Origin of the sequence: Collinsella sp. CLA-SR-H006, assembly GCF_040097075.1 — a bacterium.
Lineage (GTDB): Bacteria > Actinomycetota > Coriobacteriia > Coriobacteriales > Coriobacteriaceae > Collinsella.
Genome location: NZ_JBBNPD010000002.1, coordinates 226,520 through 252,272, shown reverse-complemented (window position 1 = coordinate 252,272; position 25,753 = coordinate 226,520). Strand labels below are relative to the sequence as shown.

Genomic DNA, 25,753 nt, shown 5'->3' with positions numbered 1-25,753 from the left:
TGGGAGCCTCCCAACCTCGTTGCGGCGCGGCTGCGCCTATGGCACTTCAACATCATTGTCGCAGCCCCGACCCGCGGCCACGAGCGGGGGCTCCTATCTTTTTAGTGCCCTCGGATTGGGTCATAGTGTCTGTCCGCGCCAAAACATCGGCGTTGCCATGGCCCAGATGCGGCACTTGGGGACGTTCCTTTTGTGTCGGCACTTGGGGACGGTCCTTGCAGCAATCTGTCGATTGAACGTCGTTGCGTGTTCACGCTATCATGTAAGCTTAAAATTGGTTAGCCATGGCAAACGGTTAGCCTTGGTGAACATAAATACAACGCCCTGTGGGCGCCGGGGGAGGAACACGGACGTGAAGCTCGATACGCTCGAGATTGGAAAGGACGCCGTTGTCGCATCGGTGGCATCGGACGATCAGGCACTCCGACAGCATATTTTGGACATGGGTCTAACGCCGGGCACCGAAGTCACCATGATGAAGTACGCCCCCATGGGTGACCCGCTCGAGATCCGCCTGCGTGGCTACGAGTTGACACTGCGCAAGGACGATGCCGCTCGCATCGAGCTTGTGGGTATTCACGACACCGATACGGGTCCGCGCGCTAACGCCGCAATCGGCACGACGGAGCATCCGGCCCTGGGCGAGGGGACGTATTCGCCCCGTGCGGCAAAGACGGCCGTGCCCGAGGGCGCGCCGCTGCACTTTGCCCTCGCCGGCAACCAAAACTGCGGCAAGACCACGTTATTCAACCAGCTGACGGGCTCCAACCAGCACGTCGGTAACTTTCCCGGCGTGACGGTCGACCGCAAAGATGGCACCATCCGCAACCATCCCGAGGCGAGCGTTACCGACCTGCCTGGCATTTACTCCCTGTCGCCGTACACAGGCGAAGAGGTCGTGAGCCGTCAGTTCATCCTCGACGAGCGCCCGGACGCCATCATTGACATCATTGACGCCACCAACATCGAGCGTAACCTGTACCTGACACTGCAGCTCATGGAGCTCGACCGCCCCATGGTCATCGCGCTCAACATGATGGACGAGGTAACCGCCAACGGCGGCGCCGTGGACGTCAACCTGCTCGAGAGCCTGTTGGGCGTGCCCGTTGTTCCCATTAGCGCTGCCCGCAACGAGGGCATCGGCGAGCTGGTGGACCACGCCCTGCACGTGGCGCGGTTCCGCGAGCGCCCTGGTCGCCTGGACTTTTGCGCGCCCGACGGTCCGGACGGCGGTGCGCTGCATCGCTGCATCCACGGTATTGCTAACCTGATCGAGGACCATGCCGTGACGGCGCACATCCCGGTGCGCTTTGCGGCGACCAAGCTGGTCGAGGGCGATGAGCTGGTAACCGAGGCGCTTCACCTGGATCGCAATGAGCTCGACGCTATCGAGCACATCATCACCCAGATGGAGGGCGAGGCCGGCACCGACCGCCTATCTGCGCTGGCCGATATGCGTTTTAGCTTTATCGGCGACGTGTGCGGGCGTTGCGTCGTCAAGCCGCACGAGAGCCGCGAGCACGTGCGCTCCGTCAAGATTGACCGCATCCTGACAGGTCGTTACACAGCCATTCCGGCGTTTCTGGTGATCATGGGCCTCGTCTTTTGGCTGACGTTTGGCGTGATCGGCGCGGCGTTGCAGGGACTCATGGAGGACGGTATCGCTGCCATCATCGCCTCGGCCGATGCGGGCCTCAAGGCGTTCGGTACCAACGACGTGGTGCGCTCGCTGGCTGTCGACGGCGTGCTTACGGGCGTGGGCAGTGTGCTGACCTTCCTGCCGATTATCGTCGTGCTCTTTTTGTTCCTCTCCATTCTGGAAGACTCTGGATACATGGCGCGCGTGGCCTTTGTCATGGATAAGGTGTTGCGTCGCTTTGGCCTGTCGGGCCGCAGTTTCGTGCCCATGCTCGTCGGTTTTGGCTGCACCGTGCCGGCTATCATGTCGACCCGTACGCTCCCATCCGAGCACGACCGCAAGATGACGGTCATGCTCACGCCGTTTATGAGCTGCTCAGCCAAGCTGCCGGTTTACGGCTTGCTGTGCGGGGCGTTTTTCCCGCAGGCGACGGTTCCCGCCATGGTCTCGCTCTATCTGATCGGTATCGTGGTCGGCTGCGTCGCGGCTTTGGTGCTCAACCGCACGGCATTTAAGGGCGACCCGGTGCCGTTTATCATGGAGCTCCCCAATTACCGCCTGCCGAGCGTCAAGACGACGGTGATGCTGGCATGGGATAAGGCCAAGGACTTCATCACCAAGGCCTTTACCATTATCTTTGCCGCGACCGTGGTCATCTGGTTCCTTCAGACGTTCGACATCCGCTTTAACGTGGTCGCCGACCAGTCGCAAAGCCTGCTTGCCGGTCTGGGTAGCATCATCGCGCCGGTGTTGGCCCCGCTCGGCTTTGGCGACTGGCGCGCCTCGACGGCGCTCGTCACGGGGCTCATTGCCAAGGAGAGCGTCATCTCGACGCTCACGGTGCTTTTGGGCGCAACGTCGCCCGCGGCGCTGTCGACCATGTTTTCGCCGTTTACCGCCTACGTGTTCTTGGTCTTTACATTGCTGTACCCGCCTTGTGTGGCGGCAATCGGCGCCGTCAAGAGCGAGTTGGGCGCGCGCTATGCCGTGGCCGTATTCGCGTTTCAGGTCGCCGTTGCCTGGATCGTGGCGTTTGTCGTGCATTCGGCGGGCATATTGCTGGGGTTGGCTTAGTTATGAATTGACGGCGCAACCTCTGTGTATCGAATTGTTTTCGGCCCCGCATCTGTACTGACGGATGCGGGGCCGTTGCTATATAATCGCCTCCGCTCAAAACGATTGGAGACGTTATATATGACTCAGACAAGGCAAGACGGCATCACGCTCAAGCAGTGGCTCCCACTCGTCGGGCTCACCTGCTGTGCGTTCGTGTTCAACACGTCGGAGTTTATGCCCATCGGCCTTTTGACTGATATCGCCGCGTCGTTCTCGCTTACCGAGGCCCAAGCTGGCATCATGATCTCGGTCTATGCCTGGGGCGTCATGCTGCTGTCGTTGCCGCTCATGGTGTTTGCCTCGCGCTTCGAGTTCAAGCGGATGCTGCTGGGCGTGCTTGCCGTGTTCTCGCTCGGCCAGTTCCTGTCCGCCGTGGCGCCCACCTATCCCATCTTGGTCTGCGCGCGCCTGGTGGTCGCTTGCGCGCATGCCGTGTTCTGGTCGGTCGCTTCGATTATGGCCTCGCGCCTGGTCGACACGCGCCATGGGGCGCTCGCCATCAGCATGATCGCCACTGGCTCGTCCATCGCGCAGATCTTTGGCCTGCCGCTCGGTCGCGCCATTGGCTTGGCCGTGGGCTGGCGCATGACGTTTGCCGTGGTCGGGGGCCTCTCAGCCATCGCGGTCGTCTACCAGGCAGCGGTGTTCCCGGCCATGCCGACGGGTGAGCGCTTTACTGTCAAACAGCTGCCCGAGCTGCTCAAGAACCCGCTCCTCATCGCGCTCTACGCAGTCACGGTCTTCATGGCGACCGGCTATTACGCAAGCTACAGCTATATCGAGCCCTTCCTGGCGCAGGTCGCGCACGTCGATGCGGGCGCCATTACCATGACGCTGACGGCGTTTGGCTGCTCTGGTTTGCTCGGAAGCTGGCTGTTTGGCCGCCTGTTCGATGGGCATCGCTTCCCGTTCTTGGCTATCACGCTCTCCGGCGTGCCGGTGGCCCTGCTGCTCATGGGGCCGGCCGCATCGTCGCTCGTGACAGTGCTTGCCGTCTGCGCACTGTGGGGTTGCTGCGCCACGGCCTTTAACGTGGCGTTTCAGGCCGAGCTCATCAAGCACACGCCGGCAGATTCGTCGGCCGTCGCCATGTCGATCTTCTCGGGCCTGTTCAACCTCGGTATCGGCACGGGTACCGCGATCGGCGGAGCCGTGGTTTCGGGTCCCGGTATCGCCTGGATCGGCTTTGTGGGCGGGGCGATTGCCGTCGTGGGCGTCATCCTCGCCATCACGGTGATGTTCCCAGCCATACGCCGTGCAAAGCCCGTCGCCTAGCCACATCCTCCTCATCAGTTGCGGTGGAATACGGAGTGTTTAGCCCAGTAAACCTGGTAAACAGTCCGTATTTCACCGCAACTTATTTTGGGGGAGGGGATGCGCGGCGGGCATACAATGGATGGCGTTGCGTGAAAGTTACCCGGGAGGTTGCTATGTGGGCATACGAGACGACGTTCTATCAGATCTATCCGCTGGGCTTTTGCGGAGCTCCGCGCGAAAACGCCGCCCCCGTTGCCGAGGATGAGCTCGCCCAGGCTGCCAACGCCACAGCTAGCTCCGATGCCCCCATTATGAAAATCGCCCAATGGGCCGACTACCTGCAGGAACTCGGTATTGGAGCTGTGCTCATTAACCCGCCGCTCGAATCCGACAGCCATGGCTACGACACGCGCAGCCTGCGCCATATAGACCGTCGCCTGGGCGGGGATGCCGACTTTGCCGCCGTATGCGACACGCTGCACGCCCATGGCATCCGCGTGGTGCTCGATGCCGTCTTCAACCACGTCGGCCGCGGTTTTTGGGCCTTCCGCGATGTGCAGGAGCGCAAGTGGGACTCGCCGTACAAGGACTGGTTCCACATTAGCTTTGACGGCGATTCCTGCTATGGCGATGGCTTTTGGTACGAGGGCTGGGAAGGCCATTTTGAGCTTGTGAAGCTCAACCTGCAAAATCCCGCTGTGGTCGATTACCTGCTCGAGTCCGTGCGCCGCTGGGCCGAGGTCTTTGGCGTCGACGGCCTGCGCCTGGACGTTGCCTATATGCTCGACCGCGACTTTATGCGCCGCCTGCACGTCTTTACCCGTGAGCTCAAGCCCGACTTTGTGCTGATCGGCGAGACGCTCCACGGCGACTACAACCAAATCGTCAACGACGAGATGCTCGACTCCTGCACCAACTACGAGTGCTACAAGGGCCTGTACTCCAGCTTTAACTCGGTCAACATGTTCGAGATCGCCCATTCGCTGCACCGCCAGTTTGGCGGCGATCCGTGGTGCATCTACCGCGGCAAACATCTGCTGTCGTTTGTCGACAACCACGATGTGCCGCGCCTGGCAAGTATCCTCACCGACAAGTCGTGTCTGCGTCCCGCCTACGGCATGCTCTTTGGCATGCCGGGCATCCCGTGCGTCTACTATGGCAGCGAGTGGGGAATTGCCGGCGAAAAGGGTGGCCCCGATGGCGACTGGGCGCTGCGACCTGCGCTCAATGAGCCTGCGCCCAACGAGCTGACGGCGTTCATCACGCAGCTTGCGCACCTTCGCTCGGCCGACGACGCGGCTGCCCGTGCTCTCAACTACGGTGCCTATCGCAACGTGGTGATCCAGAACAAGCAGCTGCTGTTCGAGCGCGCCTGTGACGGCGCGACGGTACTCGTGGCGGTGAATGCCGTGGGTGAGCCTTACACCTTTGGCGCCGGCGAGCTCAACGGGTCCTTCGTCGACCTGCTTGCCGACGATGCGCCCACGGTCGAGCTGACGGGCACCCTTGAGCTTGCGCCCTATGAGGTTCGTTATCTGCTGAGGGCCTAGGCCATGGCTGCGTCCGACGAGGGCTATCAACATATTGAGCATGGGTTTGAGCCCGTGTTCGACCAGCGCTCGCGCGTTTTGGTGCTCGGATCGTTTCCCTCGGTGCTTTCGCGCGCCAATGCCTTTTATTACGGCAACCCTCAGAATCGCTTTTGGCGTGTGATGGCCACGTGCCTCGGTATGCCTGTGCCGCCCAACGAGGGCAATCTTTTGGCAAGCGGTGAGCCCGCGACGCTCGATGCCTCTATTGCCGCCAAGCGGGCCATGCTGCTGAACGGCGGCGTAGCCCTGTGGGATGTGGTCGAGAGCTGCGACATTAAGGGCTCGAGTGACGCGAGCATCCGCAACGTTGTGCCGGCACATATCGAGCGCATTACCGATGCCGCGTCGATCGAGGTCGTTGTCTGTAACGGCGGTACGGCAGGGCGGCTCTACAAACGCTACTTGCAAGATCGGACGGGGCTGTCTGCCATTGTCCTGCCCTCGACAAGTCCCGCCAATGCCGCCTGGCGCCTGGAACGCCTTGTCGAGCGGTGGAGCGGCGCCGCTGATTGGCAGGCTTTTTCGATTTAGCAGTTTGAGTGCTCGGCAAGATGCCTCATAACGGCGTGCCAGATCGGTGTGGGCAGTGCAGACGTGGCGCGCACCATGCCGTCGGTGTCGACGCCACCCGTTGCGGCACCACCGAGCTTTTGCGCGTGTTCGACGGAACATCCCATGCGAACGGCGCCCACGAGCTTGTCCATGGCCTCAGAAAACGGTCGTCGCAAGAGGCCCATGCGTGGGGAATGGCGAAGCGCTGCGATGCCGCTGCCGGCGCAGATGGCAACGCCGCCACACCACAATTGATCATGGCGCTCACATGCCTTGTGCAGGCGAACGGCGGTCCCACGCGCCTGCTCAGTGCCCTCTTGTGCGGCTCGAATCGCGGCATAGACGCGCGTTCCCGTACCGCCAAAGCGCTCAAGCGCCTGCTCGATGGCTGTCAACGTCTCATCGTCAGCCACATCTTCAATGGCCAGCACGATGCCATCGGCAACGCTGCCGGCGTCATTTGCCTTCAAGTCGACCGGGCGGGGGAGTGCGGTGCCGGAAAGTTGAGCATAGGCGGCGATGGCATCCTGCAGGTCCCAGAGCAAAAAATCAAGATCGGCGCTATTGGGAATACTGATATACGCAATGGTGTTCAGTGTTTTTGGTACGTCGCCGCGCGCGGTCGTCTCCATGCCATCTCCTTTCCGGCTCGTTTCCGTTTAGGTTACACCGTCTGGTGGCGCCCCGCCGCGCTATCCTAGTGCAACCCTTACGAAAGGAACGCCATGCGTCTGCCCATGAATACCTCGCTTGCCATGCTCAAGCCCTCCGGTATCCGCCGGATTAACGCGCTCGCCGCCCAGCATCCGGGGTGCATCGCGCTCGCGCTCGGCGAGCCCGATTTTCCCACGTCCGATGTGATTAGCGCCGAGGTGACCGCCGCACTGGACCGCGGTGACACACACTATCCGCCCAACAACGGTCGCCCCGCCCTGCGTGAGGCGTTATCTGCCTATATGGGGGACGCGGGCCTTACGTTTTCGGCTGACGAGGTCATCCTGACCGACGGTGCGACCGAGGCACTGTCGGCAACATTCATGGCTATGCTCAACCCCGGCGACGAGGTCATTATCCCCACGCCGGCCTTTGGCCTGTACGAAAGCATCGTTGTGGCCAACCACGCCAAAGCAGTCTTTTTGGATACGGAGCCTGCGCAATTTCAGATTGACGAGGATGCGCTTCGTGCTTGCGTGACGCCGGCGACCAAGGCTATCGTCATCTGCTCGCCCAACAATCCTACGGGCTGTATCCTCAACGCGGCTTCGCTCGACGCCGTGGCGCACGTGGCGGAGCAGACGGGCATCTACGTGGTCTGCGACGACGTGTATAACCGTCTGGTCTATGTGGATGGCTACGAGCGCTTTGCCCAGCGTCACCCGGAGCTTCGCGAGCAGACGGTCGTCATCGAGAGCTTCTCCAAGCCCTGGGCTATGACCGGCTGGCGCCTGGGTTGGCTCGCAGCCGCAGCCCCCGTCATCGCCGAGATCGCAAAAGCTCACCAATACCTAGTATCGAGCGCCGTCTCCTTCGAAATGGACGCCGCAGCCCGAGCCCTGACCGTCGATCCCACCCCCATGCTCAAAGTCTACCGAGCCCGCCGCGAACGCGTGCTCGCAGCCTTAAGCGCCATGGGCCTCGACGTAGTGGAACCGGCGGGCGCCTTCTACGCTTTCCCGAGCATCAAAAAGTTCGGCCTAACCAGCGAAGACTTCTGTATCAAAGCTATCAAAGAAGCAAACGTAGCCCTAGTCCCGGGCGACTGTTTCGGCACCGAAGGCCACATCCGCCTAAGCTACTGCGTTTCCGACCAAGATTTGGACGAAGGCCTAAATCGCCTGTCCACCTTCATTTCAACCTTATAGCCCAACGGGACGCAACACATCAGCCCACCGACCCAAGCATTATGAGTGGGGCGCGTCGCTCAACGGACACGAGGATTCGCAGCAAAGTTACCGCAGCTCCGGTCCGAGGGGCCGGGTTGAGATTTTCGTAGATTCCGCACGAGCCGAAGAGCACTTAATGTGCTCTTCGTGCGAGCCAGGACTTGACCGAGCGAAAATCTCAACCCGGCCCCTCGGACCGGAGCGTATGCAGGGTTTGTGTACGAATCCTCGCGCCCGTTGACCGACGCCGGGGTCCCCGCCATAATACTTTCGGTTCACGCACGAATCCGCTGCCAGAGACAGCCGGCGCAAACGGGTCTTACCCGCGAGCTTAATGGGACTTCCCGCCAGCCGAGGTGGTCGAGTAGATATGTCTTCTCGCCCCCGTCGCTCATGCAGCGCGGGGGCTTTCTTTTTGGACATGCCCCCGTCACGTCCTTGTGGCGGACCGTGCCCGGAAAGAATTCGAGGAGGTGTAATTCATGCCCCAGCAGTACAAAATCGACAAGGTTGCAGAGATCGAGTCCCGTATCGCCGAGAACGCCGGTCTGTTCGTCGTCAACTACAACGGTCTGACGGTTAAGCAGGCTCAGGAGCTGCGTCATCAGCTTCGCGAGTGCGGCGCCGAGATGAAGGTCTACAAGAACAACCTGGTCAAGATCGCCCTCAAGAACCAGGAGCAGCCCGAGATCGACGAGATCCTCGCCGGCCCCGTCGCTTATGTGTTCTACGAGACCGAGCCGGTCGAGGCCGCTAAGGCCCTTAAGGACTTCTCCGCTAAGTCCAAGGGCGTCCTTGAGATCAAGGGCGGTATCTCCGACGGCAAGGCCGTTTCCGCTGATGATGTTAAGGCTATCGCCGAGCTGCCCACCAAGGATCAGCTTCTCGGCCAGATCGCCGGTCTCATCTCCGGTTTCGCTCGCGACATCGCTGTCTGCGTCAACGGCGTTTCCTCTGGTCTCGCTCGTTCGATCCAGCAGGTCTCCGAGCAGAAGGCAGCCTAGTTGCTGTTTTCACCCGCGGCGGCAACGCCGCACCCCTGGCGCATTCGCGTCGTGTTTTAACTGATCTCCGTGCACAGACACGGAAACCGAAAGGACTTAGAAATGGCTAAGCTTACCACCGATGAGATCATCGATGCTCTTAAGGAAATGACCCTTCTCGAGGCTTCCGAGCTCGTCAAGGCTATCGAGGACACCTTCGGCGTTTCCGCCGCTGCTCCTGCCGCTGTTGTCGCCGCTCCCGCTGCTGGCGCTGCTGAGGCCGAGGAGAAGACCGAGTTTGACGTCGTGCTCGAGGGCTTCGGCGACAACAAGATCCAGGTCATCAAGGCCGTCCGTGAGCTCACCAACCTTGGCCTGAAGGAGGCCAAGGAGGTCGTCGAGGGCGCTCCCAAGGCTGTTCTCGAGGGTGCCAAGAAGGAGGACGCCGAGGCTGCCAAGGAGAAGCTCGAGGCTGCTGGCGCTGCTGTCACCCTCAAGTAATCAGGCTTTCTCGCCAGATTTCTTTGCAGGCGGGGTTCGCATTGCGAGCCCCGTCTTTTTTTGTTTTTCGGTCCCTCGACATCGGTAGCTCAAACTGCCATATTCTGTGATTTGCGTCGTATCGGGTGCCCTGCCGTTGGGCAATAAAATTGCACCATTCGAGCAATAATTTGCGTTGACCTGCTGAAGAATTGTCTCTGCCTTGTAGTGACATATAGTTCCAGCGGTAAGATGCTTGGGTATCGCAATTTGGTCTGCGGCTGTGCGCCGCACGCATGGGGCGCTTTTGCGCCTGCGAAAGGATCTTTGAATAACATGAAGGCAATCATCCCCGCCGCCGGTCTTGGCACGCGTTTTCTGCCTGGCACCAAGTGCACGCCCAAAGAGATGCTGCCGGTGCTCGACAAGCCCGTCATTCAGTACGTCGTCGAGGAGGCGCTCGACCCCGAGGAAGTCGACGACGCCATCATCGTTACATCTCCCGGTAAGCCCGAGCTACTGAACTACTTCCAGCCCGATCGCTCGCTCGAGAACCTGCTGCGCGAGCGCGGCAAGAACGCCTATGCCGATGCCGTCGCCCACGCTGGCGGTATGCCGGTCGACTTCCGTTATCAGTACGAGCCCAAGGGCCTCGGCCATGCTATCCGCTCTGCTGCCGACGCCGTGGCAGGGGAGAACTTCCTGGTTCTTCTGGGCGACTACGTTGTGCCTAATCGCGACATCTGCGACAAGATGCTCGCCGTTTCCAAGGAGCACGGTGGAGCTTCGGTTATCGCCGTCGCTGCTTGCTCGCCCGAGGAAGTCAGCCGCTACGGCGTTATCGCCGGCGAGCGCGTCGGTTCGCTCGAGGGCGCCGAGGACGTTGCCGATGCAGAGCCGGGCGCTGTCTGGCGTATCGGCGGTCTGGTCGAGAAGCCCGCTCCCGAGGCGGCTCCGTCCAACCTGTACATCGTCGGTCGCTACTTGCTGAGCCCGCTGGTCATGGACCTGCTGGCAGATCAGCAGGCCGGCAAGGGCGGCGAGATCCAGCTCACCGACGCCATGGCCCGTTCGCTCGACCGTGAGGCCATGTATGCCGTCGTCATCGACCCGCTGTCGGGCTACGACACCGGCACTCCCTCTGGCTGGATGGCCACCAACGCCCTCATGGCTGCAAGCGATCCCCGCTTTGCCGATGCCTTCTGGGACGCCATCGACGAGCGCGGCGGATTGATGCGCAAGTAAGCCTTCGGACATCGACATTTACGGGCGCGGACCTCGGTTCGCGCCCGTTTTTTATAAGAGCTGCGATTGCCGGCTCTCTGTTCACAGAAAATATATGAACAGATGTTCGATACACACCCATCTACCTGCATGTTTTCTGTCGAAAAACTTTGCTACTCCAAAAACTCAATCGCGTCAAGGCTTTTCTTGCCCAACGGTCGGTACCTGATAAACTATTAGGTTGCGATAACTGGCGAAGCTATGCCTCGCCAACCCACCGAGCATTTCCGTGAAGGAGGAAAAACCTGGTGACCTACGCATACACTGCCACTGAGCGCAAGCGCGTCAGCTTCGGGAAAATCCCGGAGGCCATGGAGCTACCCAACCTTATCTCTGTTCAAAGGGAATCCTTTGAGCGTTTTAAGGACGAGGGCCTTCGTGAGGCGTTCAAGGAATCCAGCCCCATCCAGAGCCAGAACCATGTTCTCGAGGTTACCTTCGGCGAGCATCAGTTCGGCGATCCCGCGCACACCGTCGAGGAGTGCCGCGAGAAGGACATGACCTATCAGGCTCCGCTCCTGACCGACGTCCGTCTCACCAACAAGGAGACCGGCGAGATCAAGGAGCAGCTCGTCTTTATGGGCGACTTCCCCATGATGACCGATCAGGGCACCTTCATCATCAACGGTACCGAGCGTATCGTCGTCTCGCAGCTCGTCCGTTCCCCGGGCGTGTACTACAGCTCCGAGATGGATTCGGGCAAGCAGATCTACAAGGCCCAGATCATCCCGTCCCGCGGTGCCTGGCTTGAGTTTGAGGTCGACAAGCGCGACCAGCTCATGGTCTCCATCGACCGTAAGCGCAAGCAGAGTGCCACGATGTTCCTGCGCGCCCTTGGCATTGCCGTCACCAACGACGACATCATCGAGTTGCTCGGCAACTCCGATGTGATCAAGCGCACCCTGGAGCGCGACACCGCCCTCACCCGCGAGGATGCCCTCATCGAGATCTACCGTCGCCTGCGCCCGGGCGAGCCTCCCACCGTGGATGCTTCCCGCAGCCTGCTCGAGGGCCTGCTCTTTAACCCGCAGCGCTACGATCTGGCCCGCGTCGGTCGTTACAAGGTCAACAAGAAGCTCAACCTCACCACCGAGGAAGAGGTCACGGTGCTCACCGACGAGGATATCGTCGCGACGCTGCGCTACCTGCTGTCCCTCGCTGCCGGCGAGCAGGGCTTCAAGGTCGACGACATCGACCACTTTGGCAACCGCCGTATCCGCACCGTCGGCGAGCTCGTCGCCAACCAGTTCCGTATCGGCATGAGCCGTATGGAGCGCGTCGTCCGTGAGCGCATGAGCTCCCAGGACATCGACGAGATCACCCCGCAGTCGCTCATCAACATCCGCCCGATCGTTGCCTCCATCAAGGAGTTCTTCGGTTCCTCGCAGCTCTCGCAGTTCATGGACCAGGCGAACCCCCTGACCGGTCTGACCCACAAGCGCCGTCTGTCCGCACTCGGCCCTGGCGGTCTTGCCGGCCACAAGTCGGGCTCCAGCCGCCGCACCAACGTGCCGACGGCCGTCCGCGACGTCCACAACTCGCACTACAGCCGCATGTGCCCGATCGAGACCCCCGAAGGCCCCAACATCGGCCTGATCGGCTCGCTCGCCCTCTACGCCCGCGTCAACGAGTACGGCTTCATCGAGGCTCCGTTCCGTCGCGTCGAGAACGGCGTTGCCACCGACCAGATCGACTGGATGACCGCTGACGAGGAAGAGAAGCACGTCATCGCGCCGGCCAACACGCCGCTCGATCCCAAGACCAACGAGTTCATCACGACCGATGCCGAGGGCAAGCTTGTCCGCCCGCACACCGTGATCGCCCGTACCCGCGACTTCGACGGCTCCTTCGGCGCTCCCGCCGACGTGCCTGTCGAGGACGTCGACTACATGGACGTCTCGCCGCGTCAGATGCTCTCCGTCGCAGCCACGCTGATCCCGTTCCTCGAGCACGACGACGCCAAGCGTACGCTGATGGGCGCTAACATGCAGCGCCAGGCCGTGCCGCTGGTTCACCCTGCTGCTCCCTATGTCGGTACCGGCATGGAGCGTCGCGCCGCTCTGGACTCCGGCGAGGTCACCCTGGCCAAGAATGCCGGCGAGGTCATCTTTGCCGACGCCGCCAAGATCATCGTCAAGCATGCCGGCGGCATGGACGAGTATCACCTGGCCAAGTACCAGCGCTCCAACCAGTCCACCTGCATCAACCACCGTCCGCTCGTGCGCGTCGGTGACACCGTTGAGCAGGGCGAGCCCCTGGCTGACGGTCCTTCGACCGATCATGGCGAGCTCGCACTGGGTCAGAACCTCACCGTGGCATACATGCCGTGGGAAGGCTTCAACTACGAGGACGGTATCGTCGTGTCCGAGCGCCTGGTGGCCGAGGACCTGCTGACGACCATCAACATCACCCGTCACGAGATCGACGCCCGCGACACCAAGCTCGGCCCCGAGGAGATCACCCGCGAGATCCCGAACCTCTCCGAGGACATGCTTGCCAACCTCGACGAGGACGGCATCATCCGCATCGGCGCCGAGGTCGGCCCTGGCGACATCCTGGTCGGCAAGGTCACGCCTAAGGGCGAGAGCGCTCTGACCGCCGAGGAGCGCCTGCTGCGCGCCATCTTCGGTGCCAAGGCCCACGACGTCCGCGACACCTCCCTTAAGATGCCTCACGGCGCTTACGGCCGCGTCATCGACGTCGTCCGTTTTAGCCGCGAGAACGGCGACGACCTGGCCCCCGGCGTTAACGAGCAGGTGCGCGTCTACGTCGCCCAGCGTCGTAAGATCCAGCAGGGCGATAAGATCGCCGGCCGCCACGGCAACAAGGGTGTTATTTGTAACGTTCTGCCGGTCGAGGACATGCCCTACATGGCTGACGGTACCCCGATCGACGTTATCCTCAACCCGCTGGGCGTTCCTTCGCGTATGAACGTCGGCCAGCTGCTCGAGTGCCACCTTGGCTGGGCTGCTGCCTGCGGTTGGGATACCGAGCAGGCCGACTCCGACAAGTACGTCCCCGGTCCGTTCTTCACCGCCACGCCCGTCTTCGACGGCGCCAAGGAGGACGAGATCGCCGAGGTCATCCGTCGTGCCAACAAGAACATGCTCAACAAGGCCACCGCTGCCTTTGGCGATCACATGCGCCCCGAGTTCGTCACCCAGCTTGACGAGCGCGGCAAGACCCGTCTGTTCGACGGCCGCACCGGCGAGGAGTTCCGCGAGCCCATTACCGTGGGTACGTCCTACATCCTCAAGCTCGGCCACATGGTCGACGACAAGATCCACGCCCGTTCGACCGGCCCTTACAGCCTGGTTACCCAGCAGCCTCTGGGCGGCAAGGCTCAGTTCGGCGGCCAGCGCTTCGGCGAGATGGAAGTTTGGGCACTGTACGCTTACGGTGCTTCCAACGTCCTGCAGGAGATCCTGACCGTCAAGTCCGACGATACCGTGGGCCGCGTCAAGACCTACGAGTCCATCGTCAAGGGCGAGAACGTCCCGGTTCCGGGTATCCCCGAGTCCTTCAAGGTTCTCGTCAAGGAGATCCGTTCCCTCGCGCTGGACATCGAGCCCATGCACGATGCCGACGAGGACGCCTCCGCCCCTGTGACCGCCGAGGAGACCTCTGCTCTCGACGACCTGGCTGCGCTCGCCGGCGTTGACGCCGACGTCGAGGCCGAGGATGCCGAGACCGCCGAGGCACCCGAGGCTGTCGCCGCCACGACCACTGATAAGGAGTAGTTGACTGTGGCAGATTTCGAAGCTACTGATTTTGACTCGGTAAAGATCTCCCTTGCCTCCGCCGACCAGATCCGTTCCTGGTCGCACGGTGAGGTCAAGAAGCCGGAGACCATCAATTACCGTACCCTCAAGCCCGAGAAGGACGGCCTGTTCTGCGAGAAGATTTTCGGTCCCGCCAAGGACTGGGAGTGCTCCTGCGGCAAGTACAAGGGCATCCGCTTTAAGGGCATCGTCTGCGAGCGCTGCGGCGTCGAGGTCACCTCGGCCAAGGTGCGTCGCGACCGCATGGGCCACATCGAGCTCGCCGCTCCCGTGTCCCACATTTGGTACTTCAAGAGCCCCACGAGCTTCCCGATGAGCCGTATGCTCGACATCAAGTCCAAGGACCTCGAGAAGGTTCTGTACTTTGCCAGCTACATCATCACCGAGGTTGACTACGAGGCTCGCGAGGCCGACGCCGACGACCTGCGCGAGGAACTTGCCGCCGATCTGGAAGAGATCGATGCCGAGTGCGCTCGCCAGATCGAGTCCCTCAAGGAGCAGGGCGACCCTGAGAACTTTGACGAGTTCTCCGACGAGGAGCCGCTGACCCCCGAGGAGATCGCCTCTGGCATCGTTGACATCGAGGAAGAGTGCAAGGACGAGAAGCAGCTCCGCACGGACGCCTTCAACGCCTTCATGAAGCTCACCGAGCGCGACCTCATCTCCGATGAGCCGCTGTTCCGCGAGATGACCCGCTACTACTCCATGTACTTCAAGGGTGGTATGGGTGCCGAGGCTGTCCGCGACCTGCTCGCTGCCATCGACCTCCCCTCCGAGGCCGAGAAGCTCAAGGCCATCATCGCCGACGAGGACTCCCAGAAGCAGAAGCGCGAGAAGGCCGTCAAGCGCCTCGAGGTCGTTGACGCCTTCCTGAAGGGCGGCAACAGCCCCGCGAACATGATCTTGGACGTCATCCCGGTCATTCCGCCCGATCTGCGCCCGATGGTCCAGCTCGACGGCGGCCGCTTCGCCGCGTCCGACCTCAACGACCTGTATCGCCGCGTGATCAACCGTAACAACCGACTCAAGCGCCTGCTCGACCTGGACGCCCCCGCGATCATCGTGAACAACGAGAAGCGCATGCTCCAGGAGTCCGTGGACGCCCTGTTCGACAACGGCCGTCGTGGTCGCCCGGTCTCTGGCCGTGGCGGTCGCCCGCTCAAGTCGCTCGCCGAGGCCCTCAAGGGCAAACAGGGTCGTTTCCGTCAGAACCTGCTGGGTAAGCGTGTCGACTACTCCGGCCGTTCGGTTATCGTTACCGACCCCAAGCTGCTGCTGCACCAGTGCGGTCTGCCCAAGACCATGGCGCTGGAGCTCTTCAAGCCCTTCGTCATGAAGCGCCTGGTCGAGCTCGGCAAGGTCGAGAACATCAAGGGCGCCAAGCGCGCTATCGACCGCGGTGCCACCTTTGTGTGGGATATCCTCGAAGAGGTCATCGACGGCCGCGTCGTGCTGCTCAACCGTGCACCGACCCTGCACCGTCTGTCCATCCAGGCCTTTGAGCCGGTGCTGGTCGAGGGCAAGGCTATCCACCTGCACCCGCTGGTCTGCTCGCCCTTCAACGCCGACTTCGACGGCGACCAGATGTCTGTCCACGTGCCGCTGTCCAGCCAGGCTCAGGCCGAGGCCCGCGTGCTCATGCTCTCTGCGAACAACCTGCGCTCGCCGGCATCCGGCAAGCCGGTCAACATCCCTTCGCAGGACATGATCATCGGTGTGTACTACCTGACCCAGGTCCGCGAGGGTCTGCCGGGCGAGAACCACGTGTTCTCGAGCTTCGACGACGCGCTGCACGCCTATGACTGCCGCTCCGAGGTCGACATGCAGGCCAAGATCCAGGTCCGCGTGTCCGCTGCCGATGCCAACGTCATCAATGAGGACGGCACCCGTATCTTCCGCGTCAAGAACGGCAAGAACGAGTTTGTCGACTACGATGTCACCGGCAATAAGACCGCGCGCTTCGAGACCTCTATCGGCCGCATCATCTTCAACCGCCAGTGCCTGCCCGAAGACTACGAGTTCATGAACTACAAGATGGTCAAGGGCGATGTGGCCAAGCTGGTTGCGGACTGCTGTGATCGTTACCCCGAGGCCAAGGTCGGCCCGATCCTCGACGCCATCAAGTACTCCGGCTTCCACTACGCTACCCGCGCCGGCCTCACCATCTCGGTGTGGGACGCTCTCATCCCTGCCGAGAAGCAGGAGCTGCTCGACCGCGCCCAGGCCAACGTCGACCAGATCAACGAGTACTTCGAGGAGGGCTTCATCAACGAGACGGAGCGCCACATCGAAGTCGTTAACGAGTGGACCGCTTGTACCGACAAGGTCGCAGCGCTCATGCTCGACATGTTCGACGAGGAGAACCCGCTGTACATGATGGCCGACTCCGGCGCCCGTGGTTCTAAGACCCAGCTGCGTCAGCTCGGCGGCATGCGTGGCCTGATGGCAGACATGTCCGGCGAGACGATCGACCTTCCCATTAAGGCGAACTTCCGCGAGGGCCTGCTGCCGCTCGAGTACTTCATTTCGACCTACGGCGCCCGTAAGGGCCTGGTCGATACCGCATCCCACACCTCGGACTCTGGTTACCTGACCCGTCGTCTGGTCGACGTGGCCCAGGACGTCATCGTCCGCGAGGAGGACTGCGGCACGCACGAGGGCGTCACCTACAACCTCATCATCCCCGGCACCACCGACCTCAACACCGACCTCGTCGGCCGTTGCTTCATCGAGGACGTCGTGGCTCCCGATGGCACCGTGCTCTTTGAGCAGGACGGCTACATCGAGAAGGTTGCCGACATTCAGAAGATGGTCGATGCCGGCCTTAAGAAGGTCAAGCTCCGCGCGCTGCTCACTTGCCGCTCCAAGTACGGCGTGTGCCAGAAGTGCTACGGCTGGGATCTTTCCACCCGTCGTCCGGTCGCCATCGGTACCGCGGTCGGCATTATTGCCGCCCAGTCCATCGGCGAGCCCGGTACGCAGCTTACGATGCGTACCATTCACTCCGGCGGCGTCGCTGGCGTCGACGATATTACGCAGGGTCTGCCTACGGTCAGCCGTATGTTCGATATCGTCGGCAACGTCAACGAGAAGATTCTGGGTCGCGAGGCCGAGCTGGCTCCGTACTCCGGCCACCTCTCGATTAAGCCCGAGAAGTCCGAGTACGTGCTGACGCTCACCGACTCCGAGGACCACACCCGTGTCCTCGACGAGCGTCGCGTCCCCGCTTCGGTTCGCTTTATGCCCGAGATCGAGGACGGCTGCGAGGTTCGCGCCGGCGACCAGATCACCAAGGGCTTCGTCAACTTCCGCAACCTGCGCAAGCTGACCGACATCGAGTCGACGATGCACACCTTCGTCGAGAGCGTCAAGGACGTCTACACCAGCCAGGGCGTCGACCTGAACGACAAGCACATCGAGGTGCTCGCACGTCAGATGCTGCGTCGCGTTCAGATCACCAACCCCGGTGACTCCAAGTACCTGCTTGGTCAGTACGTCGACCGCTACGAGTTCGCCGACGAGGTCGAGCGCGTTGCCCGTCTGGGCGGTCAGGCTCCTGTGGCCGAGCCCGTCATCCTGGGTACGCTCAAGGTCGCGTCCAACATCGACTCCTGGCTGTCGAGCGCTTCGTTCATCCGTACCGCCGGCGTCCTTACCGAGGCTGCCATCGAGGGCAAGGTCGACCACCTGCTCGACCTTAAGTCCAACGTCATCGTCGGTAAGAAGATCCCGGCCGGTACCGGCCTCAAGCCGTACGCCAACGCCAAGCTGACGTATCGTACGGCCGACGGCTACGTGGACATCGACGGCCCGGCTTCGCCCAACGCCAAGTCGCTGCCCGAGTGGGCTCCTGTGGAGCTCAAGGACCTGGACGAGCAGCTCCCGCAGCAGCTCGACTGGGCCGGCTACGACGAGTTCGGTGGTGCTGACGGTTCGTTCACCCGCAACGGCCACACCATCTCCGCCGAGAAGGCTCGCCTGTACCTGTTCGACGACCTGGGCGTGTCGCAGCGCTGGACCAACAAGTTCAGCGAGGTCGGCATCGAGACGGTCGGCGACCTGGTCGGCAAGTCCGAGGAAGATCTGCTGCGCATCGATGGCATCGGTGCCAAGGCGATCGAGGAGCTCCGTGACGGCCTCGAGGCCCACGACCTGCTCTACATCCTCGAGAACAACGACGACGTTGCCGACGAGGAAGACCTCTCGCAGCTGCTGCAGATGGTCTTTAGCCCCGACGGTCCGGACGACATCCTGCTGGGCACCTCTGCCGCGCCGACGCATCACGCCGACGCCGACGAGGAGCTCCTGGGCGCTCCGATCGACGACAAGAAGGCTCCCGCCAACGGTGCCATCAACGAGGACATGGCGTCCCTCGACGAGCTGCTCAACCAGCTCGTGGACACCGACGACGCCGAAGAGGCCAAGGACAACGACGAGGAGTAACTAGTTCCGCCGTTCTAACGAACGGCGGCGACCTCCGTCGCTGCGCGGCCCCCAGAGCTACAATCTGTCATTCAAAAGGCAGGGCATGACCAAAAGGTCAATGCCCTGCCTTTTTCATGCCACCTTGTACGCTCTGGGGGCCGCTCGCTTGCGTATACTCAACCTGTTGCGTTCCATTGGTCCCCTGCCAAAAAGGGATAGGTTTATTTTGGTAGGTTATTCCTGCTTGAATTTGAAACATTTCGTCCGGCCAGAGCGTATCTATGGTGAGGGCCTCAGCAAGAAATATCAGCATCACCGGGAGGTGATTATGGAAGAACAAGCTTTTAGACAGGCGGTCGAAGATCACCGGGATGTCGTGTTTCGAATCGCATTGACGTACCTGCGCGATCGCGCCGATGCCGACGATGTTGCACAAGACGTCTTTCTTAAGTTGCTCAAAAGCGATGGACACTTTGAAAGTCGGGAGCATCTTCGCCGCTGGCTTATCCGGGTCACGATCAATGAATGCAAATCGCTCTTTCGAAAGCCATGGAGGCGTGTGGAGGATATTGAGAACCTGGCCGATTCGCTTTCGACGGCGCAGGAGGAGTCCAAGGCGGTCCTGTCAGACGTTATGCGACTTCCGGAGCGATTCCGTGTTCCCATCGTGCTCTATTACTATCTGGGCTTTTCGACCTCAGAGATTGCCGAGTTACTGCATGTGCCAGCCGCGACCGCTCGAACGCGTTTAGCTCGTGGTCGATCGAAGCTCAAATTCATCCTAGAGGAGGGCGACCGTGAAATCCAATCAAATCAAGCAGGCCTTCGAGTCCATCCAAGCCGATAGCGATCTTGCCGACCGTGTTATTGATGCTGCGGCTGGAAAGCCGCTTCGTCGAAAGGGTCACGCGAAACCTCTGTATGTTGCCGTAATCGGATGTCTTGCCGGAGTGTTGGCGACCGGAGGGGTCGCCTACGCCGTTGTTAATTCCAGCTATTTTGCCTCAGCCTGGGGAAACCACGGCAATGGGGATTCCATTACCTGGACCAACGGAGGCTCATCGGGAACTAAATATACCTACACCAGAGAGTTTGGTGATGGCATCGCGCCCCAAAGCCTGGAGGGTGCAGTCCAGGAGGTTAATCTGTCCGTCGAGGGTAACGGCTATACGCTTGATATCCATGAGATGGCTATTGACCAAAACGGCTGCGGAGCCGTGACGTTTACGTTGTCCAATCCAAATGGCGTTAACTACTACAAGCCGGCAGCAGAGACAGGCGAACTTGTTCTCTATGGTGAAGAAGAACAAGGCATCGGTACACCCAGCATGAACTTCGGCGAGGAATGGGCTGACACACGCTGCACAATTGATAAGGACACATCAAGCGACACGGTCATTAATGGCACGATGTACTTTGCCTCGTGGAATCGCGAGCGAGATTTGGGACATGCGGTCACCTGGAATATCAGCTGGACGGAGGGCAAAGGTGAGGATGCGAAGGTGATCGAGGTATCGACGCCAGAGTTTAACGCCGGAGCGCACGTCGATACAAAGGAACTCCGCTCTGATGACTCGCCTCTCGAGATTAGCCCGTTTTCCATCCAGACGCACATCGATGATCTGGGCTATGAAGCAGTTGATCATAAACTGACCGTCAGCTACAAGGATGGATCGGAGCAGATTATCGAAGATGACGACGCAGGGGCGTACAATTTCTATGTTTCGATGGCACGCAATAGCGGAGAGAACATTTGGGTGCCGACAAAACTGATCAATGTCGATCAAGTGGTCTCAGTAACGCTTGAGGGCACGAGATACACATCAACAGGAGAGACCGAAACAGAAGTACCCTTTACCATCATCTATTCGTAAGATTTGGGGCCGCTTCCTACTAGGGGAGGCGGCCCATTTTGCATTAAATGGACGGTTAGACCGAGCGATATACTTCCGAAAACGCCGCCGATTTCCATGCGAAAGACGAAAGCAGATCACCGCCGGAGCGCGACGTTTCCCCAGATAAAACCGACCAAAATAAACCTGTCCCTTTTTGGCAGGTGGCGTTGCCCCAACGAGCACGTCGGATTCCCGGACCGGGCGGCCCAGGTTTTAAGTTTGTCGCGAGTTCCGCACGCAAAGGAAAGCACTTAATGTGCTTTCCGTCTTGCGCAGGACTGTAGAGCAGCAAACTTAAAACCTGGGCCGCCCGATCCGGGAATCCTCCCAAGCGCACAGGAGGGGATTCCTTTTGTGTAGGCTTTGCGGAAATGTACCAATTTTTGGATACGCCCGGCGGCGTGGTCTGTTGACGGCACAGCTAACGCCACGTATCCTATCGAACTGCGTGTTTCGTAGGGGGATGCTGACCCCTCGATTCAAGCCGTTGCACTTTACAGAAAGCTGGAATCATTCGAGAAGGAGTACGCTTTGCCTACTATTAACCAGCTGGTTCGCCAGGGCCGTCGTTCCGTGCCCAAGAAGTCCAAGAACGCTGCTCTGCAGCACAACTCCCAGAAGCGCGGCGTGTGCACCCGCGTCTTCACCACGAGCCCCAAGAAGCCGAACTCGGCTCTTCGTAAGGTTGCCCGTGTTCGCCTTGTCAACGGCATCGAAGTTACTGCTTACATCCCGGGTGAGGGCCACAACCTGCAGGAGCACTCCATCGTGCTCGTCCGCGGCGGTCGTGTCCGTGACCTCCCTGGTGTCCGTTATCACGTCATCCGTGGCGCCTACGACGCTGCTCCGGTCCAGAACCGTATGCAGGCCCGTTCCAAGTACGGTGCTAAGCGCCCCAAGGCCAAATAAGCCAGATAACGTTTTGATACTTTCGCCGTGTGCCGCCTAAGCGCCGCACGGTAGACACTTAAGGAGATTTCACATGCCGCGTCGTGCAGCAGCTAATCGTCGTGAGGTTCAGCCTGACGCCGTTTACAACAACCGCCTGGTGACTCAGCTCATCAACAAGGTCCTTCTTGACGGCAAGAAGGCCACCGCTGAGCGCATCGTTTACACCGCTTTCGAGATCGTTGCCGAGAAGTCCGAGGGTGGCGACGCTCTCGCTACCTTCAAGAAGGCTATGGACAACGTCAAGCCCACGCTCGAGGTTAAGCCCAAGCGTGTCGGTGGCGCTACCTATCAGGTCCCGATGGAGGTCAACTCCCGTCGTTCCACCGCTCTGGGCATCCGCTGGATCGTCAACTTCTCCCGCGCTCGCAAGGAGAAGACCATGGCCGAGCGTCTCGCCAACGAGATCCTCGACGCTTCCAACGGCCTGGGCGCTTCCGTCAAGAAGCGTGAGGACGTCTTCAAGATGGCCGAGGCCAACCGCGCGTTCTCTCACTATCGTTGGTAAGTTAAGGTAAGGAACTAACATGGCTAAGCCTAAGTACAAGCTTTCCGATACCCGTAACATCGGCATCATGGCCCACATCGATGCCGGTAAGACCACCACGACCGAGCGTATTCTTTACTACACCGGTAAGACCCACAAGATCGGTGAGGTCCATGAGGGCGCTGCCACCATGGACTGGATGGTTCAGGAGCAGGAGCGCGGCGTAACCATTACCTCCGCTGCTACCACGTGCTTCTGGAACAAGGACGGTAAGGACTACCGCATCCAGATCATCGACACCCCGGGCCACGTTGACTTCACCGCCGAGGTCGAGCGCTGCCTGCGCGTCCTCGATGGCGCTGTCGCCGTCTTCGACGCCGTTGCCGGCGTTCAGCCCCAGTCTGAGACCGTTTGGCGTCAGGCTTCTACCTTCAACGTCCCCCGCATCGCCTTCATCAACAAGTATGACCGCGTGGGCGCTGACTTCTTCAACGCTATCGAGACCATGAAGGATCGTCTCGACGCTAACGCCGTGGCCGCTCAGGTCCCGATGGGCGCCGAGGACAACTTCTGGGGCGTCATCGACCTGGTCACCATGACTGCATGGGACTTCAAGGCCGACGAGAAGGGCATGACCTACCCCGAGCCGATGGACGAGATCCCGGCTGAGTTTGCCGACATCGCTGCCACCAAGCGCGAGGAGCTCCTCGACGCTGCTGCCAGCTTTGACGACGAGCTCATGGAGAAGATTCTCATGGAGGAGGACTTCACCGTCGAGGAGCTCAAGGCTGCTCTGCGCAAGGGCGTTCTGGCCAACGAGCTCAACCTCGTCTTCGTGGGTTCCGCCTACAAGAACAAGGGCGTTCAGGAGCTGCTCGACGCTGTCGTCGACTACCTGCCCAGCCCGCTCGACGTCGAGGCCGTCACCGGTACCGATCCGGACACCGGCGAGGAGATTCAGCGTCATCCTTCCTTCGACGAGCCCTTCTCCGGCCTGGTCTTCAAGATCATGACCGACCCGTTCGTCGGTAAGCTCACCTATGTCCGCGTTTACTCCGGCCGCGCCGAGTCCGGCTCCTACGTGGTCAACGCTTCCAACGGTCAGCGCGAGCGCCTCGGCCGCATCCTCGAGATGAACGCTGCCGAGCGTATCGACCGTGACGACGCTGCCGCTGGCGACATCGTCGCTTGCGTCGGCTTCAAGAACTCCACCACCGGTGACACCCTGTGCGCCGAGGGCAAGGAGATCGTCCTCGAGAAGATCGAGTTCGCTAAGCCCGTTATCGACGTTGCCATCGAGCCCAAGACCAAGGCCGAGCAGGACAAGATGTCCCTGGCTCTGACCAAGCTCGCCGAAGAGGACCCGACCTTCCAGGTGTCCACCAACCACGAGACCGGCCAGACCATCATCGCCGGCATGGGCGAGCTGCACCTCGAGATCATCGTCGACCGTCTGCTCCGCGAGTTCAAGGTTGACGCTAACGTTGGTAAGCCCCAGGTTGCCTACCGCGAGACCGCTGGTCACGACGTCGAGAAGGCTGAGGGCAAGTTCGTCCGTCAGTCCGGCGGTCGCGGTCAGTACGGCCACGCCGTCATCAAGCTCGAGAAGATGGAGGAGGGCTTCGGCTACGAGTTCGTCAACGCTATCGTCGGCGGCGTCGTGCCCAAGGAGTACATCCCGTCCATCGACAAGGGCATCCAGGAGGCCCTGAACACCGGTGTTATCGCCGGCTTCCCGGTCCTCGACGTTAAGGTCACCCTGTTCGACGGTTCTTACCACGAGGTCGACTCCTCCGAGGCCGCCTTCAAGATCGCCGGTTCCATGGCTATCAAGGACGCCCTCAAGAAGTCCGATCCGCAGCTGCTCGAGCCGATCATGGCTGTCGAGGTCGAGACCCCCGAGCAGTACATGGGCGACGTTATGGGCAACCTCTCCGGTCGCCGCGGCAAGATCGAGGGCATGGAGGATCGCAAGAACAGCAAGCTCATCCGTGCCAAGGTGCCGCTGGGCGAGATGTTCGGTTACGCTACCGACCTTCGCTCCCAGACCCAGGGCCGTGCATCCTACACGATGCAGTTCGACTCTTATGAGCCCGCGCCCAAGTCCATCGTGGACGAGGTCATGAGCAAGAACGCCTAAGTTCGAGCTCCCTGTTACGTAATCCGCGAGAACATCTCTCGCACTCTTTGGAGGTTTAAGTTGGCTACCCAGAAGATCCGCATTCGCCTCAAGGGCTATGATCACGAGGTCGTCGATCAGTCCGCGAAGCTCATCGTCGAGACCGCTCAGAAGACCGGCGCTCGCGTTTCCGGTCCTGTCCCCCTGCCCACCGAGCGCAACCTGTACACGGTTATCCGCTCGCCGCACGTGAACAAGGACTCCCGTGAGCAGTTCGAGATGCGCACCCACAAGCGCCTCATCGACATCCTCGACCCCACCTCGGGCACCGTTGATTCGCTCATGCGTCTCGACCTCCCCGCTGGCGTCGACATCGACATCAAGCTCTAAGCGATATCGCTCATAGCTCAAAGGGCCCCGCTGCCGCTACGGCAGCGGGGCCCTTTTGTTTTGAATGATGGTTTGGACTGTGGGGTAATGCTGCCGAGTAGGTGGTTGCGGCGCCCTATTCGCTCAAGGGACGCAGCGATGCCTCCTCAAAATGGAAGGATCGAAAGCCGTCTTCCGTTTCGATGCACGCGCGACCAAAGCCATCGACCGTTTGAAAGATGCCACGCGCCAGCTCGTCCCCAGCGGGGGAGCGGGCGATAACGTGCTCCCCGATCCAATTGAGGTGAGCGATATATTCATCGTGGACGGGCGCGAGCGGACCGGCGTCTTCTTCCTTGGCGGTGAGGCGCTCTGCCCAGGCATCTACAGCGTCTATAACTGCGTGATAGACCTCATCGAGGAGCATGTCGACGGCGGGAACGTTCTCGTTGAGATCCGAGAGGCCAATTGCCGCCAGGCCGCCATCGGGCACCTCTTGGGGCGTGTAGTTTACGTTGACGCCAATGCCGCAGACGGCGAAAGGTTTGCCTTCGTTATCGCGTGCGGCCTCGACCAGAATGCCGCCGAGCTTGCGTCCTCGCGCGACCAGGTCGTTGGGCCATTTGAGGCCAATCTCGTTTGCAAGACCCTGCTTTTCGAGCGCCTCGAGCACCGCTAAGCCGCTGATGGCGGCAAGACCAGAGTACTTTGCAGGATTAACGCATGGACGCAGGACAATCGAAAGCAATAGGTTGCCGGCGGTTGAATCCCACTTGTGGCCGCGCCGGCCGCGTCCTGCCGTCTGAGTCCGGGCGGCAAGTCCCGTGCCGTGCGGCTCTCCCTGTTTTCCTGCTTCGAGCAGGTCATCGTTGGTCGATCCGGTTACGTCGACTATCGTTAAACGAGAATCCATAACAGCTGCTACCTCCTAAGTTAATAAGG

At 60.8% G+C, this 25,753-nt stretch carries 18 protein-coding genes; 16 read left to right on the top strand and 2 right to left on the bottom strand.

Features of this window, described 5'->3' with window-relative positions; translation table 11 throughout:
* The first annotated feature begins 352 nt into the window (after window positions 1-352).
* The 4 genes from feoB to AAA069_RS02665 all read left to right on the top strand — a co-directional run bounded on the left by feoB (window position 353) and on the right by AAA069_RS02665 (window position 6,135).
* Complete coding sequence (gene feoB, locus AAA069_RS02680; RefSeq protein WP_271755457.1) at window positions 353-2,713, top strand: ferrous iron transport protein B; 2,361 nt, start codon at window positions 353-355, stop codon at window positions 2,711-2,713.
* 120 nt (window positions 2,714-2,833) lie between these two features.
* Window positions 2,834-4,030: an MFS transporter gene (locus AAA069_RS02675; protein WP_349127485.1), complete on the top strand. Its 1,197-nt coding sequence runs from the start codon at window positions 2,834-2,836 to the stop codon at window positions 4,028-4,030.
* 155 nt (window positions 4,031-4,185) lie between these two features.
* On the top strand, window positions 4,186-5,562 hold the full coding sequence (locus tag AAA069_RS02670; protein ID WP_349127484.1) for an alpha-amylase family glycosyl hydrolase: 1,377 nt from the start codon (window positions 4,186-4,188) through the stop codon (window positions 5,560-5,562).
* A 3-nt stretch (window positions 5,563-5,565) separates the two neighbouring features.
* Window positions 5,566-6,135, top strand: coding sequence for a DNA-deoxyinosine glycosylase (locus tag AAA069_RS02665; protein WP_349127483.1), 570 nt, complete (start codon window positions 5,566-5,568; stop codon window positions 6,133-6,135).
* Here AAA069_RS02665 and AAA069_RS02660 read toward each other — a convergent pair.
* A complete protein-coding gene (locus tag AAA069_RS02660; protein ID WP_349127482.1) occupies window positions 6,132-6,788 on the bottom strand; it encodes a hypothetical protein in 657 nt (218 codons plus the stop codon). The genes AAA069_RS02665 and AAA069_RS02660 overlap by 4 nt on opposite strands.
* 93 nt (window positions 6,789-6,881) lie before the next feature.
* On the opposite strand from AAA069_RS02660, the gene AAA069_RS02655 reads away from it, so the two are divergent.
* The 12 genes from AAA069_RS02655 to rpsJ all read left to right on the top strand — a co-directional run bounded on the left by AAA069_RS02655 (window position 6,882) and on the right by rpsJ (window position 24,832).
* Complete coding sequence (locus AAA069_RS02655; protein ID WP_349127481.1) at window positions 6,882-8,018, top strand: aminotransferase class I/II-fold pyridoxal phosphate-dependent enzyme; 1,137 nt, start codon at window positions 6,882-6,884, stop codon at window positions 8,016-8,018.
* Window positions 8,019-8,521: 503 nt separating this feature from the next.
* Window positions 8,522-9,043: a 50S ribosomal protein L10 gene (gene rplJ, locus AAA069_RS02650; RefSeq protein WP_055250258.1), complete on the top strand. Its 522-nt coding sequence runs from the start codon at window positions 8,522-8,524 to the stop codon at window positions 9,041-9,043.
* 102 nt (window positions 9,044-9,145) lie between these two features.
* The gene (rplL, locus tag AAA069_RS02645) at window positions 9,146-9,523 is read left to right on the top strand and encodes a 50S ribosomal protein L7/L12 (RefSeq protein WP_006235005.1); all 378 of its coding nucleotides are present in this window, start codon (window positions 9,146-9,148) and stop codon (window positions 9,521-9,523) included.
* A gap of 315 nt (window positions 9,524-9,838) precedes the next feature.
* Window positions 9,839-10,747, top strand: coding sequence for a UTP--glucose-1-phosphate uridylyltransferase (locus AAA069_RS02640; RefSeq protein ID WP_055250255.1), 909 nt, complete (start codon window positions 9,839-9,841; stop codon window positions 10,745-10,747).
* Window positions 10,748-11,034: 287 nt separating this feature from the next.
* On the top strand, window positions 11,035-14,526 hold the full coding sequence (locus AAA069_RS02635) for a DNA-directed RNA polymerase subunit beta (protein WP_199410622.1): 3,492 nt from the start codon (window positions 11,035-11,037) through the stop codon (window positions 14,524-14,526).
* A 6-nt stretch (window positions 14,527-14,532) separates the two neighbouring features.
* Window positions 14,533-19,011, top strand: coding sequence for a DNA-directed RNA polymerase subunit beta' (locus AAA069_RS02630; protein ID WP_199411334.1), 4,479 nt, complete (start codon window positions 14,533-14,535; stop codon window positions 19,009-19,011).
* Between the two features lie 85 nt (window positions 19,012-19,096).
* A complete protein-coding gene (locus tag AAA069_RS02625; protein ID WP_349127480.1) occupies window positions 19,097-19,840 on the top strand; it encodes an RNA polymerase sigma factor in 744 nt (247 codons plus the stop codon).
* Window positions 19,791-20,867, top strand: coding sequence for a DUF4179 domain-containing protein (locus AAA069_RS02620; RefSeq protein ID WP_349127479.1), 1,077 nt, complete (start codon window positions 19,791-19,793; stop codon window positions 20,865-20,867). Before AAA069_RS02625 ends, AAA069_RS02620 begins: the two co-directional genes overlap by 50 nt.
* A gap of 552 nt (window positions 20,868-21,419) precedes the next feature.
* A complete protein-coding gene (rpsL, locus tag AAA069_RS02615; protein WP_006235012.1) occupies window positions 21,420-21,797 on the top strand; it encodes a 30S ribosomal protein S12 in 378 nt (125 codons plus the stop codon).
* Between the two features lie 73 nt (window positions 21,798-21,870).
* On the top strand, window positions 21,871-22,344 hold the full coding sequence (gene rpsG / locus AAA069_RS02610) for a 30S ribosomal protein S7 (protein ID WP_006235013.1): 474 nt from the start codon (window positions 21,871-21,873) through the stop codon (window positions 22,342-22,344).
* Between the two features lie 19 nt (window positions 22,345-22,363).
* Window positions 22,364-24,463: an elongation factor G gene (gene fusA / locus AAA069_RS02605; protein ID WP_022094183.1), complete on the top strand. Its 2,100-nt coding sequence runs from the start codon at window positions 22,364-22,366 to the stop codon at window positions 24,461-24,463.
* 60 nt (window positions 24,464-24,523) lie between these two features.
* Window positions 24,524-24,832 carry a 30S ribosomal protein S10 gene (gene rpsJ, locus AAA069_RS02600; protein ID WP_022094184.1) on the top strand — a complete coding sequence of 103 codons (309 nt, stop codon included), beginning with the start codon at window positions 24,524-24,526 and terminating at the stop codon, window positions 24,830-24,832.
* A gap of 115 nt (window positions 24,833-24,947) precedes the next feature.
* Here rpsJ and AAA069_RS02595 read toward each other — a convergent pair whose 3' ends face one another.
* A complete protein-coding gene (locus tag AAA069_RS02595) occupies window positions 24,948-25,724 on the bottom strand; it encodes a biotin--[acetyl-CoA-carboxylase] ligase (RefSeq protein WP_117769351.1) in 777 nt (258 codons plus the stop codon).
* Window positions 25,725-25,753: the final 29 nt, after the last annotated feature.

Coding starts and splice junctions, on each gene's coding strand:
- AAA069_RS02675 (WP_349127485.1), top strand. CDS start 2,834: ATGACTCAGACAAGGCAAGACGGCATCACGCTCAAGCAGTGGCTCCCA.
- AAA069_RS02670 (WP_349127484.1), top strand. CDS start 4,186: ATGTGGGCATACGAGACGACGTTCTATCAGATCTATCCGCTGGGCTTT.
- AAA069_RS02665 (WP_349127483.1), top strand. CDS start 5,566: ATGGCTGCGTCCGACGAGGGCTATCAACATATTGAGCATGGGTTTGAG.
- AAA069_RS02660 (WP_349127482.1), bottom strand. CDS start 6,788: ATGGAGACGACCGCGCGCGGCGACGTACCAAAAACACTGAACACCATT.
- AAA069_RS02655 (WP_349127481.1), top strand. CDS start 6,882: ATGCGTCTGCCCATGAATACCTCGCTTGCCATGCTCAAGCCCTCCGGT.
- rplJ (WP_055250258.1), top strand. CDS start 8,522: ATGCCCCAGCAGTACAAAATCGACAAGGTTGCAGAGATCGAGTCCCGT.
- rplL (WP_006235005.1), top strand. CDS start 9,146: ATGGCTAAGCTTACCACCGATGAGATCATCGATGCTCTTAAGGAAATG.
- AAA069_RS02640 (WP_055250255.1), top strand. CDS start 9,839: ATGAAGGCAATCATCCCCGCCGCCGGTCTTGGCACGCGTTTTCTGCCT.
- AAA069_RS02625 (WP_349127480.1), top strand. CDS start 19,097: ATGACCAAAAGGTCAATGCCCTGCCTTTTTCATGCCACCTTGTACGCT.
- rpsG (WP_006235013.1), top strand. CDS start 21,871: ATGCCGCGTCGTGCAGCAGCTAATCGTCGTGAGGTTCAGCCTGACGCC.
- fusA (WP_022094183.1), top strand. CDS start 22,364: ATGGCTAAGCCTAAGTACAAGCTTTCCGATACCCGTAACATCGGCATC.
- AAA069_RS02595 (WP_117769351.1), bottom strand. CDS start 25,724: ATGGATTCTCGTTTAACGATAGTCGACGTAACCGGATCGACCAACGAT.